We start from the raw sequence: 20,221 nt of genomic DNA, 5'->3' as shown, positions 1-20,221 counted from the left end.
GGGCATAGCCGGTAGTGCCGCGACTGCAGAAATGTCTTCCGAAGAGCTGCAGCCGGGCCTGTTCCCGGACGATTCCATCCCCGACGACCTCGTCGGATATCGAGTACCCAGTGCCTGCCAGATCGCCGGGATCACGTACCGCCAACTCGACTACTGGGCACGGACGTCGTTGGTTGTTCCGTCGATCCGTGGCGCTGCCGGATCCGGAAGCCAACGTCTGTACTCCTTCAAGGACATTCTCGTTCTGAAGATCGTGAAGCGTCTGCTCGATACCGGCATCTCACTGCAGAACATCCGCGTTGCCGTCGATCACCTCCGTAAGCGTGGCGTCCGCGATCTTGCCAACATCACTCTGTTCTCCGACGGCACCACCGTGTACGAATGCACGTCCCCCGAAGAGGTCGTCGACCTCCTCCAGGGTGGGCAGGGCGTATTCGGCATCGCAGTCAGTGGCGCGATGCGTGAACTCACCGGAACGATCGCCGACTTCCCCGCCGAGCGGGCCGACGGCGGCGAAAATGATCCCAACCCGGAAGACGAGTTGGCTTCGCGACGCAAGAATCGCGCCAGCCGCAAAACCGGATAACGTACGTCACATCTCTTTGGAGGATGCCACGGTGCAGGTAGGCGTTTCGGTCAACTAGACTGGGCCTGCGTCGCCGGCGTACGGGAGAGCCTCGGATACCGATTCACCGAACTTGTCTTTGATTCAGTCTTTGTCTCAAAGGTCAGTCGTGAGCGGGATCAGGGCGCCGAAGGAGCAATACCTCCCCGTCAATCTCTCAGGCACCAAGGACCGTACGGGCTCCGACGCCTCTGGAAAGCGGTGGGACAACCCACCCGCCGACGGGGAAAGGCTGTGGCTTCCGCCTTCGGCGGATCACTACCGAATCTCTCAGGCGCTCGGGAATCGAGCATGCGACAGAGGGGGAGGAACACACCGCAGTTCGGTGTGTGTCCTGATCCTCCGATCTGTCTGGGAGTAGTCGTGATCGACGCTGCAAGCCGTATATTTGCCGACCGCCATGTCGGTCCGAACGCCGCGGAACTCGCGCGCATCCTCGAACTCGTCGGGGTCGATTCACTCGACGAACTGGCAACCAAGGCCGTTCCCTCCGTCATCCTCGACGCTGCCCCGAACGGCATCGCTGCCGGACTCGACGCTCTGCCGCTTCCGGTCGGAGAGCACGAGGCACTTGCCGAACTGACTGCACTCGCAGCCCAGAACACCGTCGCGACGTCGATGATCGGCCTCGGCTACTTCGACACGTTGACGCCGCCGGTGTTGTTGCGCAACATCATCGAGAACCCGGCCTGGTACACCGCGTACACCCCGTATCAGCCGGAGATCAGCCAGGGCCGTCTCGAAGCCCTCCTCAACTTCCAGACCATGGTCGCCGATCTCTCCGGCATGGAACTGGCAAACTCGTCGATGCTCGACGAGGCCACCGCCGCTGCCGAAGCCATGACGCTCCTGCGCCGCGCGAACCGCAGCAAGTCCCCACGATTTGTCGTCGACGCCGATCTCTACCCGCAGACCCTCGCCGTCATCGAGACTCGCGCCGAGCCGCTCGGAATCGAGATCGTCTCTGCGGACCTCACCGCTGGTCTTCCGGAAGGTGACTTCTTCGGCGTCATCGCCCAGATCCCAGGTGCCTCGGGACGAGTCGTCGATTACACCTCGATCATCGCGGAAGCTCACGAGCGCGGCGCACTGGTTGCCGTCGGCGCAGACCTCCTCGCGATGACGCTCATCACCTCACCCGGTGAGCTCGGCGCGGATGCGTGCTTCGGAACCACCCAGCGTTTCGGTGTTCCCATGGGATACGGCGGACCGCACGCCGGTTACCTGGCCGTGCACTCCAAGCATGCGCGTCAGCTGCCCGGCCGCTTGGTCGGCGTCTCCATCGACGCCGACGGAGACAAGGCATACCGCCTGGCGCTGCAGACACGTGAGCAGCACATTCGCCGCGAGAAGGCGACGTCCAACATCTGTACCGCTCAGGTGCTCCTCGCCATCCTCGCTGCGATGTACGCGAGCTACCACGGCGCCGAGGGACTCAAGGCGATTGCGTTGCGCGTCGCTGCCCGCGCACACGCGTTGGCAAACGGCCTGCGCGAAGGCGGCGTGACCGTTGTCCACGATTCGTTCTTCGACACCGTGCTCGCTCAGGTTCCGGGCAAGGCGGCCGACGTCGTCGCTGCGGCCAAGGAATCCGGGATCAACCTGCGTCTGGTCGACGCCGATCATGTCGGTATCTCCTGCGACGAGGCCACGACCGCCGACCACGTCCTTGCCGTGCTCGACGCGTTCGGGATCGAGGATGCTGTTGTCGCCATCGAAGCCGAGGGCAATTCGGTTCCGGTTGCTCAGGAGCGCACCTCCGACTACCTGCAGCACGAAGCCTTCACCCGTTACCGTACGGAAACGGCAATGCTTCGCTACCTGCGCGCGCTGTCCGACAAGGACATCGCGCTCGATCGCAGCATGATCCCGCTGGGTTCGTGCACCATGAAGCTCAATGCGACCGCCGAGATGGAATCCATCACCTGGCCCGCGTTCAACGCGATCCATCCGTTCGCGCCGACATCGGATGCGCCCGGTCTGCTGAAGATCATCAAGGATCTCGAAGACTGGCTGGTCGCGGTCACCGGCTACGACAACGTCAGCCTGCAACCCAACGCCGGCAGCCAGGGGGAATACGCGGGCCTGCTCGCGATCCGCAACTACCACCTCAGCCGGGGCGACGACCACCGCGACACCTGCCTCATTCCGTCGAGTGCTCACGGCACCAATGCGGCTTCTGCCGTCATGGCCGGGATGCGCGTCGAGGTTGTCGCCTGCCGTCCCAACGGTGACGTCGACGTCGACGATCTGCGCGCGAAGATCGCCGATCACGCCGAGCGTCTCGCCGCGATCATGATCACCTACCCTTCAACGCACGGTGTCTACGAGCACGAGATCGCCGACATCTGCGCAGCGGTACACGACGCCGGTGGCCAGGTGTACGTCGACGGCGCCAACCTCAATGCGCTTGTCGGCCTTGCCCGTCCGGGCCGATTCGGCGGCGACGTCAGCCACCTGAATCTGCACAAGACCTTCTGCATCCCGCACGGCGGCGGCGGACCCGGCGTCGGCCCGATCGGTGTGCGCTCACACTTGACGCCGTTTTTGCCCGGACACCCGATGGCGCCCGAACTCGGTGGTAGAGGAACGATCTCGGCAGCGCCCTACGGCAGTGCGTCCATTCTGCCCATCACCTGGACCTACATCCGGATGATGGGAGCTGCGGGCCTGCGCCGCGCCAGCCTGACCGCCATCGCGTCGGCCAACTACATCGCGCGTCGACTCGACGAGTACTTCCCGGTTCTCTACACCGGCGAGAACGGCATGGTCGCGCACGAGTGCATCCTCGACCTCCGGGGGTTGACCAAGGACACCGGCGTCACCGTCGACGACGTCGCAAAGCGTCTGGCCGACTACGGTTTCCATGCTCCGACCATGAGCTTCCCCGTGGTCGGCACACTGATGGTCGAGCCCACCGAGAGCGAGAACCTCGAAGAGATCGACGAGTTCTGCGAGGCGATGATCGCCATTCGCGGCGAAATCGATCGCGTCGGAGCGGGCGAGTGGACGGTGGAGGACAACCCGCTACGCGGTGCTCCCCACACTGCGGGAAGCATTGCAGCGCAGTGGGATCACCCGTACTCGCGTGAGATCGCCGTCTTCCCGCGTGGCAAGGCTCGCCCGAAGGTGTGGCCGTCCGTGCGTCGTATCGACGGTGCACATGGCGACCGCAACCTGGTCTGCTCCTGCCCGCCGATCGAAGCGTTCGCAGGCAACTAAGGCGTGTGCCCGCCGGAGATCATCACCTCTCGTGTACGAGTTCGAGAACAGTGATCTCCGGCGGGGCGCCGACGCGTACCGGCGGACCCCAAGCCCCGGCGCCACGCGTCGTGTACAGCACTGTGTTTCCGACCCTGTCCAAGCCTTGCACCGAAGGCTGCTGCAGCGGAACGAGATACCGCAGCGGCCACATCTGACCGCCGTGAGTGTGCCCGGACAGTTGCAGATCGATACCCATCTCGGATGCCTCGATCGCTTGACGCGGTTCGTGCGCGAGAAGCAAGGCGAAAGTATTCGGATCGCGACCTGCGAGCGCGGCAGTCAGGTTCGGCTCGTACGGGGCCGGCGACGTGTAGTCGTGGATGCCCACGATGTCGATGGTATCGCCGCCATGCTGGATCGAGGTGCGGCTGTTGCGAAGTGTGGTGATCCCCAATGTCTCCCACACGTCGAGCCATTTGCCGCCGTCGTCGGTGTAGAACTCGTGGTTTCCGCTGACTCCGAAGATTCCGTCGGGCGCCCGAAGATCGGCGAGCGGAGCAAGATCGGGAGCAACTTTCGCGACGGTTCCGTCTACGAGGTCGCCGCCGATCGCGATCAGATCGACATTCTGCGAGTTCACGATATCGACCACCTTGCGGGTGAAGTCGACCCCGCGGGCCGGTCCCACGTGCAGGTCGGTGATCAAGGCGATCCGGTATCCGTTGAAGCCCTCAGGTAGACGAGCGAGCGGCACGCGGACGCGGGAAATCTTGGGGCCCGACGCCTCGTAGACGCCGTAGCCGGCGGTGCTGATCGCCGCGAGAGTGACTGCTGCTGTAGCCAACTGCAACGTACGACGCTTGGCTGGGTCGACTTCGGTCGTGGTATCCGTGTGGCGTGCACGTAGTCGACCGATCCCGGCGAACAGGCCGATCACGAGCAGTCCGGGAATCAGATACAGCCACGAAGCCAGCCAGACCCATCCGACAAATCCGATCGGTCGCGCCCACGATGTCGGAAAGACTTCGCCGCTGCCGACCCCTATGAGCGTCGAGACCGCCAAGACGACAAGCGCAGTGTCGGCGAGACGAGCCCATCGCCTCGGGATGCCGGTGGCGCGAACGAGTCGGCGATGCAGGAACCAGGTCAGAAGGGCGAGAAGGACTGCAAAAACCGCGACGCGCCCCATCAGGACAGCATCTTGGTCACTGCGGCCGCGAGAGCGGGGTCGGACGTCGAATCGACCCGAACCAATGTGCCGCCCGTCCGATCCGAGACGTCTTGGAGTGTGGAGACGTCGTCGCCCGCACCGACGACGATCACGTCGACCTGTACCGGACGCGACGGATTGCCCGCAGCGGCGATCGCGCTGAGCAGTTCGGCTCGCGTCGTGGTGGATTCGTCAGGCGTACTCGAGGTGATCAGCAGCACCGAGTTGACTCGCCCCGCGTCGAAACCGTCCACGGCGGCTTTGTAGGAGCTGGCAAGCGCCGGGTATTTGGAGGTCTTTCCGCCGGCCCGAAGCCCGTTGAGGAAATCGGTGATCGTGGCACGCCGATTCGGCTCGGACAGTGAACCGCCCGGAACCAGGATGCGCTCGGACGGTTTTCCGTCGGTGCCCGTGCTGAACTCGCGAAGGCCGATGTCCGAAGCGTCAGGGCTGCGACCCAATTGGGTGTTCACCGCCGAGGCAACGTTCGCCAAGCGGGTAGTGCCACCGTCGTCGGTACCCATCGACGCCGACGTGTCCATCAGGATGGTGGCACTACGCGGCGAGACCGGGTTGGCGACTATGTCACCGAGCGCCGCTGCGGTCTCCGCCGAAGCCGGTTTCAACGTGGACGAGATCTTGGCCGGGGACACCGCCCCGAGATCGGGAAGGTCTTGGCCCTCGACCCGGAAACCGGCGCCGACGAACAACTGTGACTGATTCGGCTCACGCATGAAATCGGCAAACTGTGCCGCTGCGCGCGACGCGGTTTCGTCGATCCCGCTGCCCGAGACGATGACCGCCGGATAGTCCGCGACTGGCGTTGCGCCGGCGGGGGAGTACGTCGTCATCGCCGCGTTCGCGCTCTGCGCTATCGACTGTTCCGTGGCCGGAACGGCTTTCACCGAATCCGGTGTTCCGGCGCTCAGTGCTCCGAGGGCTTCGGCGGTGGACGAGGGGGGAGTCGGCAAGGATTGGAACTGCAACGCCCGTGCACTGAGCGCAGCGTTGACCTGAGCGGACTTCGCCTGATCCGTCGTGACCGGACCGGCACCCGCATCGGCGACGTCGGCAGCGATCGCCTGTGCAGCCATCGAGGTTTCAGTACTTCCGATCGGCAGGGCGACCGTCAGATCGGAAGGCAAAGACTTCCAACTCGATGCTGCGCCGGCCAATGCTGCCGCGGTCTCGGGACCGGCTGCCAGAACGATCGGGGAACTCGCGAGCGAGCGAGGATCACCGTTGATCACGGCCTTGCCCGACAGTGGCGCGAGTTCGAACGAACTCGTCGGGATCCACAGGGAGGGACGCGGTCCCAATGCTGCGTCGTCCCAGGGGGCCGCCGGACCGGCTTCGAGTGCCGTCGAGACCGACGCGGACGGCGCACCGTGCACCACGACGGCGATGCAGTGATCACGCACCACCGGCGAGGTCTGGGTGTACCGCTTCGCCAGTTCCTCGACCTGTGGGGCTATGGACGGATCCGCGGTGACGTCGAGTGTCTTGTTGCCCTCGACGCACGTACCGGCTGCCTGCTGTCCCTGATGGTCGATCCGGTTGCTGAGGGCCTTCCATCCGAAGAAGCCTGCCACGATCAAGACGATCAGCACGACGACGAGAATCGGCCCCTTACTGATACCTCTGGCGCCTGACCCGCCGCGATGTTCGCCCACGTACCTTGCCCTACCTTGGTCACTCGAAGAATGTCTGTTGAACGGACTTTGTCCTCGGCCAGTCTAGTGACGAAACTTCGGGGCCTACGCGAACAGCCTCGACACCGGGAGCGGTGCCGAGGCTGTTCGGGTTCAGCTTCGAGTTCGAAGAAGGTGAAATCAGGCGTTGGCGGCCTTGTACTCGCGGCGGCGGCGATGCAGGATCGGCTCCGTGTATCCGCTGGGCTGCTTCGCGCCTTCGAGGATGAGTTCCTTGGCAGCCTGGAACGCGATGTTGGAATCGAAATCAGGTGCCATGTTGCGGTACTCGGCGTCGCCCTCGTTCTGACGGTCGACAACCGGGGCCATGCGCTCGAGTGCACTGACAACGTCGCTCTCGCTGACGATGCCGTGACGCAGCCAGTTGGCGAGCAGCTGGCTCGAGATGCGCAGCGTGGCGCGATCCTCCATGAGCGCGACATCGTGGATGTCGGGAACCTTGGAGCAGCCGACGCCCGCGTCGATCCAACGGACCACGTAGCCGAGGATGGACTGGCAGTTGTTGTCGAGCTCTTCCTTCTTCTCCGCGTCCGTCCAGTCGGTGCTGGGAGCGAGCGGGATGGTCAGGATGTCGTCGACGCTCGCGCGAGGCTTGCCCTTCAGGCTGTCCTGAACTGCGAATACGTCGACGCGGTGGTAGTGCGTCGCGTGCAGCGTTGCGCCGGTCGGCGAAGGTACCCATGCGGTGTTGGCGCCGGCCTTGGGGTGACCGATCTTCTGCTCGAGCATGTCTGCCATCAGCTCGGTCATGGCCCACATGCCCTTGCCGATCTGCGCCTTGCCCTGCAGGCCGCAGGCCAGTCCGGTGTCGACGTTCCAGTCCTCGTACGCACCGATCCACTTCTGCTTCTTCATCTCGGCCTTGCGCACCATCGCGCCGGCTTCCATGGAGGTGTGGATCTCGTCGCCGGTGCGGTCGAGGAAGCCGGTGTTGATGAACACGACGCGGTCGACGGCTTCCTTGATGCAGGCGGCGAGGTTGACCGTCGTACGACGCTCCTCGTCCATGATGCCGACCTTGAGCGTGTTCTCCGGAAGCCCGAGGACCTGCTCGACACGGCCGAACAGTTCGGTGGTGAAGGCAACTTCCTCGGGACCGTGCTGCTTGGGCTTGACGATGTAGATCGAGCCGGTGCGGCTGTTGTCGAGCGGTCCGTTGGCGTCACTGATCGAGAGGCCGTGCACTGCACAGGCACTGGTGATCAAGGCGTCGAGGATGCCCTCGGGGACCTCGTTGCCGTCGGCGTCGAGGATCGCGGGGTTGGTCATGAGGTGACCGACGTTGCGGACGAACAGGAGCGAACGACCGTGCAGGCTGAGTTCGCTGCCGTCGACTGCGGTGTACTTACGGTCGCCGTTGAGCGTGCGGGTGAAGGACTTGGCGCCCTTCTTGATCTCCTCGGACAGGTCACCACGGTTGAGACCCAACCAGTTTCGGTAGCCGACAACCTTGTCGTCGGCGTCGACAGCGGCGACAGAGTCCTCGAAGTCCATGATCGTGGTGACGGCGGATTCGAGAACGACGTCCTTGACGCCGGCGGCGTCGGTGCTGCCGATCGGGGACGAGGCGTCGATCTGGATCTCGGCGTGCAATCCGTTGTTGAGCAGCAGGATGCTCGTCGGTGCGTCCTTCTCGCCGAGGTAGCCGACGAACTTCTCCGGCTGGGCGAGCGTGGTGACAGTACCGTCTGCCAACGTGATCTTCAGTTCACTGCCGTCGACAACGTACTTGGTTGAATCTGCATGCGATCCCGACGCGAGAGGTGCTGCCGCATCGAGGAATTCACGCGCCCAGGCGATGACCTTGTCGCCGCGGACCTTGTTGTAGCCGGAACCCTTCTCGGCGCCGTTCTCCTCGGAGATGGCGTTGGTGCCGTACAGCGCGTCGTACAACGAACCCCAGCGGGCGTTGGACGCGTTGAGAGCGAAGCGCGCGTTGAGGATCGGCACGACCAACTGCGGGCCGGCCGTCGAGGTGATCTCGGTGTCGACGTTCGCGGTGGTGACCGAGAACTCGGCAGGCGTCGGCAGGAGGTAGCCGATTTCCTGCAGGAACGCCTTGTACGCGGCGGCGTCGATGGGAGCGCCGGCGTGATCGCGATGCCACTGATCGATCTGAGCCTGCAGATCGTCACGCTTGGCAAGCAAGTCGCGGTTCTTCGGTGCGAGCTCGGTGATGACCTTGTCGGCGCCGGCCCAGAACGTTTCGGCGTCTACACCGGTGCCGGGAAGAGCCTCCTCGACCACGAAGTCGTAGAGAACCTTGGCAACCTGAAGACTGCCGACCTGAACGCGCTCAGTCATGAATAGCCTCACTTTTCCGAAAGCGGAGCATCACATATGGATGCCATGAACCAACATCAATGTTACCTGGGAGTATTCCCACCGCTGTCCGCGCCCTGAGCTGCGATAATCGGGCGCGAAGAGCTGAAACGATCAAGTGAAATTCGTTCTGTCTAGAGTTTGCGCGCGGAAATCTCGAAACCAGCCGCGCGTAGACGCTCGACCAGGACGTCGCCGAGCGCTGTCGCTGGAGTCAAAACGCCGGTGGCCGGGGGAAGAGCCTTTTGGTCCTTCGCCAACGACAACGCAGATTCGCCGAGCATTACCGCCGTCGCGCTGTATCCCGGGTCGCCCTTCGCCTTCACTCGTGATGTGTATCGGGCGCCGGTCGTGGTCGTGTTGAACACGTCGAGCGTGAAGTGGCCCTTCTTCTGGGTGCTCTCGCTCGGACCTTCACCGGGAGCCGGCAATACCTTGTCGAGAAGGAAACGTGTCGGAGGTAGAGCGAGTCCGGCGACCAGCGCGCCGAGGCCGACCGCCACGCCGCCCGCAATCACCGGTGACACCACCGATGAGCCGACGCTCATCACCTCGCTGTACTTGAACTTCTTGCCGTACGCCCACTCTCGGAGCGCATTGCTGCGACGGACGACTCGTGTGTTGTACGACGCCATCACGAACGGCGCTTTCCACCCCTTCAACGACGGATCGATCTTCTTGCCGTCGACCACGCTCACGTCGCTCTGGCGTCCGAGTTCGGGCTCCCGGTCACGATCGGGGCTCAGCGAGTACGGCGAGGCAGCAAGTTTCCGCAGGCGCGCATCGTCTTTCGACACGTCGATTTGGTTGCGAAGCGAATCGATGGTGCCACCGCTCACGCCGCCGCGCAGGGCCGTGACCACCAGGGTGGTGTCGGTGAGCTCGCCGGCGCCGTCGGCGGCGACCTTCTCGTGCAGGACGTGAACTCCGAGATCGGAAGGGATGGAATCGAATCCGCAGGAATGGACGATCTTGGCACCGGTCGAGACCGCCAGCTCATGGTTGTCGTCGATGCTCTCGCGGTGGAACAGCACCTCACCGGTCAGGTCGACGTAATGAGTTCCGGCGGAGGCGCATTCGTGAACAAGGGCGTGGCCGTACTTGGCATACGGGCCGACCGTGGTGGCGACGACCCGGGTTCGCTGGGCGAGTGCCTTCAGTGCGGTGGCGTCGTCGGCGTCGGCGATGATCAGGGGGAGATCGGCAGCGGCAGTGCCCAGATCGGCGCGAGTGGCTGCCAACTTTTCGAGGGAGCGGCCACCGAGGCCGATCTTCGTGCCTTCGGGAGCATGTTTGACGAGGTAGTCGGCGAGTAGCTTACCGACGAAGCCGCTCGCTCCGTAGACGATGATGTCGAGTTCTCGGGCGGGCGAGGTTCCAGTCATGGAGCCAGCCTACAAACGAGTAGTCGAAAGTGATGTGACCGAGGTCACTCGGCGGGGAGGGGTTCCTTGACGACGAGGATCGGAGCCTCGACTTCGAGCAACAGGCGTTGCAGCGGGCGTTCGAGGAGGAACTTGCCGATGGGGGACATCCGGCGTGTTCCGACGATCAGGAGATCGACACCCGCGCCGTGCACCAGGTTGACGAGCGCGGTAACCGGATCGCCGTCGTGCTCGGTGGTGCGCAGATCCCACTTCGTCTCCGAGAATCCACCGGCGTCGAGCGCTGACTGGATCTCGCCGCGAAGAGCGGCCCGATCGTCCTCGGTGTCTCCGAGGTTGACCGTGCCTCCGATGTTGACGTCGTCCAGGACGTGCAGAACCAGCAGTTCCTCGCTTCGACCCACGGATTCCCGTGCAGCGGCCACGATTGCGGCACGGCCTTCCGGGCTGTCCTTGTGTACGACGGCGATCGTCATGGTTCCTCCGAGTCGGTGAGCAGTGTCGGCTCCATTATCGCCTGCAATGCTGTGCTCTACCTGAAATGAGCTACTCGACACGGGGGTTTGGGGGTGACGAGATCGCCACATCGGGGCGGCTAGGTGCTGCCTGTCACCACCGCGGCGGTGCCGCCCATCACCACGGCGAGGGTTTGTAGTCCTTGAGGAAGCAGCCGTGCAGGTCGACGCCCAGTTCACCCTGAACGATGGGGTCGTAGACGCGGGCGGCACCGTCGACGAGGTCGAGTGGTGCGTGAAAACCTTCGTCGGCCAACCGCATCTTGGTGAAGTGTGGGCGTTCGTCGGTGATCCAGCCGGTGTCGACGGCGGTCATGAGGATGCCGTCGTCGAGCATTTCCTTGGAGCTGGTGCGGGTCAGCATGTTCAGTGCTGCCTTGGCCATGTTGGTGTGCGGGTGGCCAGGGCCCTTGTACGCGCGGCTGAACTGGCCTTCCATGGCGGAAACGTTCACGACGTACTTGCGTCGCGCAGCGGCCGCAGCCATCGACGGGCGCAAGCGCGAAACGAGGATGAAGGGCGCGACCGAGTTGCAGAGCTGGACTTCGAGAAGCTCGATCGGATCGACCTCTTCGACGGTCTGAACCCAGCTGTTGGTGTGCGCGAGGTCGGGCAGCAGCCCGCCCGCGTCGATGGCGATGCCCTGCTCGATGCGATCGGGTGACGCCGACTTGGCGACGAGGGCGAGTGAACTGACCGCGTCGGCGGACAGATTTCCGGAGGTGATGCTTGCGACGTCCGACAGCGATCCGGCCAGAGCCGCGGGGTGGGCGTCGCTCGTCTTGCCGAAAGTCAGGACATCAGGCAGTTCACCGGCGGGAAGCGCACCGGACTCGGCGTCGACCAGAGCGCCGTAGGCACCGGGGGAGCGTCGGACGGTTTGCGCGGCGTTGTTGATGAGGATGTCGAGTGGACCCTGTGCGGCAACGGAATCCGCGAGTGCAACAACCTGGGCGGGGTCGCGGAGGTCGATGCCGACGATGCGCAGACGGTGAATCCAGTCGTTGCTGTCTTCCATCGCTTTGAATCGGCGGATCGCGTCGTTGGGGAATCGCGTCGTGATGGTCAGATGTGCGCCGTCACGCAGCAGGCGCAACGCGATGTACATGCCGATCTTCGCGCGGCCGCCGGTCAGAAGTGCGCGTCGGCCGGTGAGATCAGTGCTGGCATCACGTTTGCTGCGGCTGGTGGCAGCGCAATCGGGGCACAGTTGGTGGTAGAAGGCGTCGACTGCGGTGTAGCGCTGCTTGCAGATGTAGCACGGCCGCGCCTTGATGAGCGTGCCGGCGGAAGCGCCCGCGGTGTTCGACTTGATCGGAATGCCTGCGGTCTCGTCGTCGATGCGATCGGGTGAACCGGTGGCAGTCGCAGCGACCACTTGGCGGTCGGCTTCGTTGACGGCTGCGCGCGAGGCGAGGCGACGCTTCTTCTTGAGTCGCTTGAACAGATGGCCGACAGCGCGCTGCATGGTGATCGAATCGGGATGCTCGTCGTCGAGTTCGGCGGCTTCGGAAAGGACCTTCAGGCAGATTTCGAGTTCTGCGGGGTCGAGTCCGGTGAGTTCGGCTCGAGCAGATTCTGAATCGGCTGTTTCCAGCGAATCTGCCTGCAGTGCATCCGACTTCTTGGTGTCTGTATCCACTTCGAACTTCTGTTCCATCTCGATCGCCGCTCGCGCGGACTGTTCCCTGGTGCGGGAACTTCGCCAATTACGAGAAAAGCTCCGGTTCGATGAACCGGAGCTTTTCCTGTCTGTCTCAACACAGAGTGTCCGAGGGGGGACTTGAACCCCCACGTCCGTTAATAGGACACTAGCACCTCAAGCTAGCGCGTCTGCCATTCCGCCACTCGGACTCGGCCCCGATTTCTCGGTGCTGGGAAAGAGTATCCGATGCCATCCCCAGGTCCCAAATCGCCCCACTGCTGTGCGCCTTTATTAACCGCCGGGGGTTAATAAAGGCGCACAGCAAAAAGACCCCAACCTGATCAGGCTGGGGTCTTTTTGCTGTATTCGAGTGTCCGAGGGGGGACTTGAACCCCCACGTCCGTTAATAGGACACTAGCACCTCAAGCTAGCGCGTCTGCCATTCCGCCACTCGGACTCGGCCCCGATTTCTCGGTGCTGGGAAAGAGTATCCGATTAGGTGAGCTGCCCCAAATCGCCAGGTTGCGGGGCATTCCGGTCGCCCGCGTCGTTTGATTCGATGGTAGGAAAGTGGAATGACCACAACCCCGAATAATCCGAATCCGAGCAGAGCCGAAGCAGAAGTAGTCGAACTGGTCAGTTCCCTCATCCGCTTCGACACCTCGAACACGGGAGAACTCGAAACCACCAAAGGCGAGCGTGCGTGCGCGGAGTGGGTTGCCGCGCAGCTTCAAGAAGTCGGTTACGAGACGGAATACGTCGAGTCCGGAGCACCCGGCCGTGGGAATGTCTTTGCTCGCTTGAAGGGAGCCGAGTCGGGTCGTGGTGCGTTGATGCTTCACGGTCACCTCGACGTAGTTCCGGCCGAGCCCGCCGACTGGAGCGTCCATCCCTTTGCCGGCACCGTCCAGGACGGTTACGTCTGGGGGCGCGGCGCCGTGGACATGAAGGACATGGTCGGGATGATCCTGGCCCTGGCCAGACAGTTCAAAGCGGAAGGCGTCGTACCGCCGCGTGATCTGGTGTTCGCCTTCGTGGCGGACGAGGAAGCGGGCGGAAAGTACGGATGCCAGTGGCTGGTCGAGCACCGCCCGGATCTGTTCGAGGGAGTGACCGAGGCCGTGGGTGAGGTCGGCGGTTTCTCGCTGACGGTTCCGCGGCCTGACGGAACCGACCGCCGGCTCTACCTCGTGGAGACTGCGGAAAAGGGCCTCGGTTGGATGCGTCTGACTGCCAAGGGACGCGCCGGACACGGCTCCTTCCTCCACGACGACAACGCGGTCGCGACACTCGCCGGCGCGGTCTCGAGGCTTGCTGCCCACCAGTTCCCGACCGTGATCTCGGATTCGGTCGCGGAGTTCCTGACCGCCGTCGGCGAGGAGACCGGATTGGACTTCGATCCGGGATCACCCGACATCGACGGGACTCTCGCGAAGTTGGGGACGATCGCCAACATCATCGGGGCGACGTTCCGTGACACGGCGAACCCGACGATGCTCAAGGCCGGATACAAGGCGAACGTCATTCCGCAGACTGCCGAGGCGGTCTTCGACTGCCGCGTGCTGCCGGGACGGCAGGCCGAATTCGAGCGCACGGTGGACCAACTGATCGGTCCCGACGTGACCCGCGAGTGGATCACCAAGCTGGATTCGTACGAAACAACGTTCGACGGCCACCTCGTAGACGCCATGAACGAGGCGATCCTCGCCCACGATCCGGAGGCTCGCACAGTTCCGTACATGCTCTCCGGCGGAACCGACGCGAAGGCATTCGCGAAACTGGGCATTCGCTGCTTCGGCTTCGCGCCGTTGCAGTTGCCGCCCGAGCTGGATTTCAGCGCGCTGTTCCACGGCGTCGACGAGCGAGTTCCGGTGGACGCACTACTGTTCGGGACACGTGTTCTGGAACATTTCCTGCTCAATTCCTGACGAGCACGTAGATAGATCCGTGAGCTCGACGCACATCGAGCTCTCTTGTCACAGAAAGGATTCGCATGGCGCACGATCCGTACGAACCATTGCCGAAGTTGCCGAGTTTCGAGCTGACCAGTGACGACATCACTGCGGGCCAGCCGCTGAAGCTTGCTCAGGCCAGTGGAGCCTTCGGTGTCCCCGGTGGCGAAGACATCTCACCGCAGCTCTCGTGGTCCGGCTTTCCGGCCGAGACGAAGAGCTTCGTGGTGACGGTGTTCGATCCGGACGCACCGACTGCGTCGGGGTTCTGGCACTGGGCCGTGGCGAACATCCCCGCTTCCGTCACCGAGCTCCCGGCCGGTGCCGGCGCGGCGGACAGCGATGTCCTGCCCGCCGGAACCGTCACCCTCCGCCACGACGGTGGTGGGTTCGGTTTCATCGGTGCAGGCCCGCCTCCCGGGCACGGTCCGCATCGCTACATCGTCGCGGTGCATGCCCTCGACGTGGAGGCGCTCGACGGAGTCACCCCTGATTCGTCGCCGGCGTTCCTCGGTTTCAACGTGTTCCATCACGCGATTGCGCGTGCAACCCTGACCGGGACGTTCGAGGTCGAATAGTCACTTTGCTGTGCGCCTTTATTAACCGCGGGCGGTTAATAAAGGCGCACAGCACTCTCTAGCGAGGGTTCTCAGCTCCCACAGCCTGGGCAATTGACGAGAAGCCGGCTGCGCGCACGCGCTTGGCTATCCCCTTGTGGATGCTGCGAGCCCAGAACGGTCCGCCGTAGATGAAGCCGGTGTATCCCTGCACCAGTGTCGCGCCGGCGAGGATCCGTTCCCACGCCTGATCGGCCGTCTCGATACCGCCGACCGAGATGATGGTCATCTTGTCGCCCACTCGGACGTACAGGCGCCGAAGTACTTCGAGTGAGCGCTCGGCGACCGGTGCACCGGACAGCCCGCCTGCGCCGAGTGCAGCTACCTCGGCGTCCGGGGTCTTCAAACCGTCGCGACGGATCGTGGTGTTGGTCGCGACGATTCCGGCAAGCCCGAGTTCGATTGCCAGATCGGCGACCGCGTCGACGTCCTCGTCCGAGAGGTCGGGCGCGATCTTCACCAGTACCGGCACGCTGACGGTGTCGAGCACGGCCTGCAGGATCGGGCGCAGTGATTCGACGGCCTGCAGATCACGGAGTCCGGGCGTGTTCGGCGAGCTGACATTCACGACCATGAAGTCGGCCAGCGGACCCAGAAGCTGCGCGCTGGCGGTGTAGTCGGCCGCGGCGTCGGCGGCTTCGACGATCTTGGTCTTGCCGATGTTGGCACCGATCGGGACCGTGACGCGGCGCTGTCGCAGGAAATTCGCCGCGTGACCAGCGCCGTGGTTGTTGAAGCCCATCCGGTTGATCAAAGCGCGGTCGGCCGGAAGACGGAAGAGACGCGGCGCGGGGTTACCGGGCTGAGCCTGGGCCGTCACTGTTCCGACCTCGGCGAAACCGAATCCCAACGGGCCCCAGGCGTCGACGCCGGTGGCGTCCTTGTCGAATCCTGCGGCGAGGCCGAGAGGTGCCGGGAACGTCAGACCGAATGCCTGACTCCGCAGAACCGGGTCGTCGACGACAAGGACTTTTGCGACCAGCCAGCGAAGGGGAGCGAACCGTGTCACCAGTTTCATCGCGGTGAAGGCAATGTGGTGGATGCGTTCCGGTGGGACCCGGAACATCAGGCTCAGCAGCAGTTGGTACACGATTCTCCAGCTCTTCGATGGTGTGATTTTGTCAGCGGTTTCGACAGCGGCGGGCCCTGGTCGTCTGTTGGACGATCAGTGCTGAATGCCGTCCGGATCGGTCACGTGCAGCGGCGTCTTCTTTCGCTTGAGGAGCACGCGACGACTGCCGTCGGGGTAGAGACGGACTCGGGAGAGTTCCCATCCGCCGAACTCGGCGGAGATCGCCAGACGCATCGACGCCGTGACCCGCGAAACGTTCGGCGGTAGTCGAAGGGGCACATAGTCGAACTTGTCGTCCGACGTCTCCCACTGCGCGGGGATCCCGCGCGTACGCTTTTCCATCAGTTCTCCCGTGACGGGATGACCTGCAGCCCGTCACCGGTTGCCGATCCGACGATCAGATTGCCGTTGGAAGAGTCTACGGCCAACGAATTCGGCTGTCGCACCGTCTTGAACCGTCCGGTCTCCACGGGGATGCCGGACGACAGATCGAAGCCGACCACTTCGTTGGTCGCGGTCAGCGTGACCCACACCCGATCCGCGGCCTCGTCGTAGGCAACGGCGTACGGCGACTCGCCGACGGGGTAGCGCTGGTGCATCAGGAGCGGATCGGCAGTGAAGACGAGCAGTTCGTTGCCGGTGGTGTCGGTGACCAGAATGCGTCCGAAGCGATCGGTGGCCAGATGAGTTGCGCCCTCACCGGCGCGGAGAGCGACGCCGAGTTTGCCGTCTTCGAGGTTGATCGCCGTCAGCGAGGTCTGACGGTGATCGAGGGCGCTCAGGTTGTCGCCGGTGACCGCGAGTTCGTCGACGGATGCGAATCCCGAAACCGTCTGTGACTGATCGGTCTTCGGGTCGACGATGTGAACTGAACCATTGTCCGTGCCGATCGCGATGCGGCCGTCGTTGAGTTCGACCGCTGAATTCGCCTGCCCGTCTACCGGGATGGACGTCTGTTCGCCCGAAGTCAGATTCAGCTTCACGACCTGGCGATCCATCGACAGAAGAGCGCTACCGTCAGAGCCGATCGAAACGTCGCGTACGTCGGAATCCAGGGCTGTTGGACGACCTGCAGAGGCGGGGTCGGCGCCGGCCAAACCGTCCGAAGGAACGACCAGCACCGAACGGGGGTCGTTGGCAACCACTACAGCGCTGCGCGTGATCGGGTCGAATGTGATGGAATCGATCAGACCTGAATACGGGTGAACCACGCCGTCCGGGGTACTGGTGGTGGCCGGTGAGACCGCTGCCGTTGCGGGATCGATCGTGATGAGGTCGTCTCCGCCATCTCCGGAAGAACATCCTGTGACCAGCAGAACCGCCGCCCCCATTGCTGCTGCAGTGGTGCGGATCCCTAGGCGAGCCATGTGTAGTTCCTCTTTTTCTTGTCATCTGTTCTTCACGCAGTGCGACTGTCATCGATCATCCCTGATCGCAGTCGGGCGCCGTTCATCGCGTCGAGGAACTACCGACCATTCCGCTCACACCCCTGACGCGATACCGTACGAACAGCGATTGCGGTTGACGCTGCAATCACCGAGGAGATCATTGTGATTCCCACAGAACCCACCGATTCCGGCGCGCAGTCGCCCGAACCGGCGCGGCCGGGCTTCGAGATCGAGGACCTCACCGTCGGCGCTCACGCACACGGTTTCGGCAGGTCCGACGGTCGAACTTTCGCGTTCCGCGTACGAAAGAGCATGCTGTTCGTCGAGGTATACGGCGAATACTGCGAGCACAGTGTGCCGACCCCTGCAGACGTTGTCGCCACCGCGGAGCGATCGGTGACCGACATCGATCTGACCGACGAGCGAAGCATCGCCGGTGTGGTCCGCGACGCAGTTCTGTCCACCGAGGCTGATTGGTCACAGCCCGGTCCCGGTGACGGAGTTCGCGAGGGCGACGGCCGCAGCCTGCCGACGGTGAGAGCCGTCCTGAACAGGCTGGGATCGATCATCGATTCTGTTCGGTGAATTCTCGGCGCGGGATGACCAGGGTTGCTCCGGTTGTCGGATGCGGGAACACCTCGACCGGATAACCGTAGACGCGGGTCAGAAGCTCTTCGTGCAACACCGATTCCGGGGGACCGTCAGCGGCGATGCGGCCGTTTTCGAGCACGACGATCCGATCCGCGTACGCCGCTGCCAACGCGAGGTCGTGCAAAACGACGACGACGGCATCGCCGTCCGCAGCGCGAGCGCGCGCCACGGACATCACCGCTTCCTGGTGTCCGAGGTCGAGAGCTGCAGTCGGCTCGTCCAGCAGGATGGTCGACGTTTCCTGTGCCAGTACCCGGGCCAGCGCGACCCGCGCTTGCTCGCCGCCGGACAGCACGGCGAACGGCCGATTGGCGAACCCCTCGACATCGCAGGTCTTCATCGCCGCGGTGATAGCAGCGCCGTCGCGGTCTTCTCGGCGAGTTCCGGTCCATGGCGCACGTCCCATACGAACCACCTGGCGAGCGCTGAACGAAAATCCGATGGTGTGTTTCTGGGGGAGCACCGCGCGTCGGCGCGCCATGTCGATCGGCGACCACTGAGTGAGGTCGGTGCCGTCAACGTCCACCCGCCCAGCGATGACGGGCTGATCACCGGCCAACGCCGCAAGAAGAGTCGACTTACCGGCGCCGTTCGGTCCGACGAGAACGACTAGCTCGCCTGCCCGGACTTCGATGGACACGCCTTCCAGAATCTGCCGACCACCGCGTTCGACTGTGATGTCGCGCGCCTCGAGGGTGACATCACCGACGGCTGGGCTCTTCGGTTCGGGGGTGACGCGGCCGAACAGTTCGCGCCAGTTTCTTACGAGGCTGCTCATGCCCACCCGCCCTGTTGCGCGCGCGTGCGTCGGAGAAGCCAGAAGAAGAAGGGGCCGCCCACCAGAGCGGTCAGCATTCCGAGGGGCAGGTCTGCGTTGTCGATCAGCGACCGCGAGCCCAGATCTGCGACAAGCAGAACCAGTGCGCCGGCGAGGGCGCTCGCCGGAATCAGCGCGCGGTGGCCAGGTCCGACGAGAATGCGCATCAGGTGCGGAACGACCAGACCGACGAAGAGGATGATGCCGGTGAAGGCAACACTCGCCGAGACCAGGAGAGCGACGATCAGTACCGCGAACTGGCGAAGCCGTTCGACGTTGACGCCCAGATGACGGGCCGCGTGTTCACCGAGCGCCAGCAGGTCCAGACGTGGGGCGATCATCATGGTCGCGGCGATCCCGACGACGGTCATCGGCGCCACGATCAGGACTGCGTTCCAGGAAGCGCCGTTGAGTGAGCCGAGTTGCCAGAACACGATCTGATCGCGAGCGGACGGGCTGGCGACGAAGGTGAAGAACGCGATGAGCCCGCCGGCGAACGCGTTGATCGCGACGCCCGTCAGCACCAACGTCACTACTTCGGTTCGGCCTTCGTGCCGAGCCAGCAGGTAGACCGCCGCGGTGGTGACCAGCCCGGCGACGAACGCAGCCGCAGCAACGGCCCAGCCGGCCACGAACGTTCCCCCGACGACGATGACAGCACTCGCGCCAACTGCCGCGCCCGCAGACACTCCGATCACTCCGGGTTCTGCGAGCGGATTGGAGAACACACCCTGCAGGAGCGCACCGGAACATCCCAGCGCCGCGCCGACACAGATGGCGAGCACGACGCGGGGGAAACGAACCTCCCACAAAGTCACTTCACCGCTGGGATGGGCGGGCATCGGACCGAGGTCGAGCCCGATGCGATGCAGGATGCTGCCCAAAACCTCGAGAGGCGACGTCGGAACTTGGCCGATGCACGCCGACAGTACCGCGACGATCACCAGGGCGAGAGTCAAGCTGACCAGAACCGCACTCACCCGCGACCGCGACGCGGGGCCAGACGCCGACTTGTCGGCGCCCCCGACGTCGTGTGAATCCTCGGCTGCGGACACAGTCTTACCTGCTTCGGAACTACCTGTCTCTGTACTCACGAATCAGCACTC

General features: G+C 63.9%; 16 protein-coding genes, 2 tRNA genes and 1 riboswitch. Of the genes, 5 read left to right on the top strand and 13 right to left on the bottom strand.

Translation table 11 applies throughout. From position 1 onward, the window contains the following. The first annotated feature begins 31 nt into the window (after nucleotides 1–31). On the top strand, nucleotides 32–586 hold the full coding sequence (locus G9U53_RS24400) for a MerR family transcriptional regulator (RefSeq protein WP_207624564.1): 555 nt from the start codon (nucleotides 32–34) through the stop codon (nucleotides 584–586). 220 nt (nucleotides 587–806) lie between these two features. Continuing rightward, a riboswitch (glycine riboswitch) is annotated at nucleotides 807–935 on the top strand. A gap of 53 nt (nucleotides 936–988) precedes the next feature. Beyond that, on the top strand, nucleotides 989–3,847 hold the full coding sequence (gene gcvP / locus G9U53_RS24395; RefSeq protein WP_058038820.1) for an aminomethyl-transferring glycine dehydrogenase: 2,859 nt from the start codon (nucleotides 989–991) through the stop codon (nucleotides 3,845–3,847). A gap of 22 nt (nucleotides 3,848–3,869) precedes the next feature. Here gcvP and G9U53_RS24390 read toward each other — a convergent pair whose 3' ends face one another. The 8 genes from G9U53_RS24390 to G9U53_RS24355 all read right to left on the bottom strand — a co-directional run bounded on the left by G9U53_RS24390 (nucleotide 3,870) and on the right by G9U53_RS24355 (nucleotide 13,075). Beyond that, nucleotides 3,870–5,018: a metallophosphoesterase gene (locus G9U53_RS24390; RefSeq protein ID WP_165639290.1), complete on the bottom strand. Its 1,149-nt coding sequence runs from the start codon at nucleotides 5,016–5,018 to the stop codon at nucleotides 3,870–3,872. Next, the gene (locus G9U53_RS34235) at nucleotides 5,018–6,712 is read right to left on the bottom strand and encodes a VWA domain-containing protein (protein WP_165639289.1); all 1,695 of its coding nucleotides are present in this window, start codon (nucleotides 6,710–6,712) and stop codon (nucleotides 5,018–5,020) included. Before G9U53_RS34235 ends, G9U53_RS24390 begins: the two co-directional genes overlap by 1 nt. Nucleotides 6,713–6,871: 159 nt before the next feature. Beyond that, the gene (locus G9U53_RS24380) at nucleotides 6,872–9,055 is read right to left on the bottom strand and encodes a malate synthase G (protein WP_064074336.1); all 2,184 of its coding nucleotides are present in this window, start codon (nucleotides 9,053–9,055) and stop codon (nucleotides 6,872–6,874) included. 152 nt (nucleotides 9,056–9,207) lie between these two features. Further along, nucleotides 9,208–10,458, bottom strand: coding sequence for a saccharopine dehydrogenase NADP-binding domain-containing protein (locus G9U53_RS24375; protein WP_165639288.1), 1,251 nt, complete (start codon nucleotides 10,456–10,458; stop codon nucleotides 9,208–9,210). Nucleotides 10,459–10,502: 44 nt separating this feature from the next. Beyond that, the gene (locus tag G9U53_RS24370; protein ID WP_083057579.1) at nucleotides 10,503–10,934 is read right to left on the bottom strand and encodes a universal stress protein; all 432 of its coding nucleotides are present in this window, start codon (nucleotides 10,932–10,934) and stop codon (nucleotides 10,503–10,505) included. 157 nt (nucleotides 10,935–11,091) lie between these two features. After that, nucleotides 11,092–12,633 carry an SDR family NAD(P)-dependent oxidoreductase gene (locus tag G9U53_RS24365; RefSeq protein ID WP_074447104.1) on the bottom strand — a complete coding sequence of 514 codons (1,542 nt, stop codon included), beginning with the start codon at nucleotides 12,631–12,633 and terminating at the stop codon, nucleotides 11,092–11,094. A 108-nt stretch (nucleotides 12,634–12,741) separates the two neighbouring features. Beyond that, nucleotides 12,742–12,827: transfer RNA gene (locus G9U53_RS24360), tRNA-Leu, on the bottom strand. Nucleotides 12,828–12,989: 162 nt separating this feature from the next. After that, a tRNA-Leu gene (locus G9U53_RS24355) sits at nucleotides 12,990–13,075 on the bottom strand. A 118-nt stretch (nucleotides 13,076–13,193) separates the two neighbouring features. Between G9U53_RS24355 and G9U53_RS24350 the strand changes: the two genes are divergently transcribed. Together G9U53_RS24350 and G9U53_RS24345 are read left to right on the top strand one after the other, a co-directional pair. Continuing rightward, nucleotides 13,194–14,546: a M20/M25/M40 family metallo-hydrolase gene (locus tag G9U53_RS24350; protein ID WP_165639287.1), complete on the top strand. Its 1,353-nt coding sequence runs from the start codon at nucleotides 13,194–13,196 to the stop codon at nucleotides 14,544–14,546. 65 nt (nucleotides 14,547–14,611) lie between these two features. Next, nucleotides 14,612–15,148, top strand: a complete 537-nt coding sequence (locus G9U53_RS24345; RefSeq protein ID WP_054827756.1) for a YbhB/YbcL family Raf kinase inhibitor-like protein — start codon at nucleotides 14,612–14,614, stop codon at nucleotides 15,146–15,148. 58 nt (nucleotides 15,149–15,206) lie between these two features. On the opposite strand, the gene G9U53_RS24340 is transcribed toward G9U53_RS24345, so the two are convergent. The 3 genes from G9U53_RS24340 to G9U53_RS24330 all read right to left on the bottom strand — a co-directional run bounded on the left by G9U53_RS24340 (nucleotide 15,207) and on the right by G9U53_RS24330 (nucleotide 17,626). Next, entirely contained in the window at nucleotides 15,207–16,277 is a 1,071-nt protein-coding gene (locus G9U53_RS24340; protein WP_054187384.1) for a quinone-dependent dihydroorotate dehydrogenase, read from the bottom strand. Nucleotides 16,278–16,352: 75 nt separating this feature from the next. Continuing rightward, entirely contained in the window at nucleotides 16,353–16,601 is a 249-nt protein-coding gene (locus tag G9U53_RS24335; protein ID WP_003946171.1) for a DUF5703 family protein, read from the bottom strand. After that, entirely contained in the window at nucleotides 16,601–17,626 is a 1,026-nt protein-coding gene (locus G9U53_RS24330) for a hypothetical protein (protein WP_064074332.1), read from the bottom strand. Before G9U53_RS24330 ends, G9U53_RS24335 begins: the two co-directional genes overlap by 1 nt. A 183-nt stretch (nucleotides 17,627–17,809) precedes the next feature. On the opposite strand from G9U53_RS24330, the gene G9U53_RS24325 reads away from it, so the two are divergent. After that, nucleotides 17,810–18,232, top strand: coding sequence for a hypothetical protein (locus G9U53_RS24325; RefSeq protein WP_007733387.1), 423 nt, complete (start codon nucleotides 17,810–17,812; stop codon nucleotides 18,230–18,232). On the opposite strand, the gene G9U53_RS24320 is transcribed toward G9U53_RS24325, so the two are convergent. Together G9U53_RS24320 and G9U53_RS24315 are read right to left on the bottom strand one after the other, a co-directional pair. After that, on the bottom strand, nucleotides 18,213–19,076 hold the full coding sequence (locus G9U53_RS24320; protein WP_007733386.1) for a heme ABC transporter ATP-binding protein: 864 nt from the start codon (nucleotides 19,074–19,076) through the stop codon (nucleotides 18,213–18,215). The genes G9U53_RS24325 and G9U53_RS24320 overlap by 20 nt on opposite strands. Next, the gene (locus tag G9U53_RS24315; RefSeq protein WP_030537529.1) at nucleotides 19,073–20,170 is read right to left on the bottom strand and encodes an iron ABC transporter permease; all 1,098 of its coding nucleotides are present in this window, start codon (nucleotides 20,168–20,170) and stop codon (nucleotides 19,073–19,075) included. Before G9U53_RS24315 ends, G9U53_RS24320 begins: the two co-directional genes overlap by 4 nt. Nucleotides 20,171–20,221: the final 51 nt, after the last annotated feature.

The sequence above is a fragment of the Rhodococcus sp. D-46 genome (assembly GCF_011290655.1).
GTDB classification, from domain to species: domain Bacteria; phylum Actinomycetota; class Actinomycetes; order Mycobacteriales; family Mycobacteriaceae; genus Rhodococcus_F; species Rhodococcus_F qingshengii.
The sequence above is the reverse complement of the archived record's forward strand: the minus strand, read 5'-3'. Positions and strand labels throughout refer to the sequence as shown.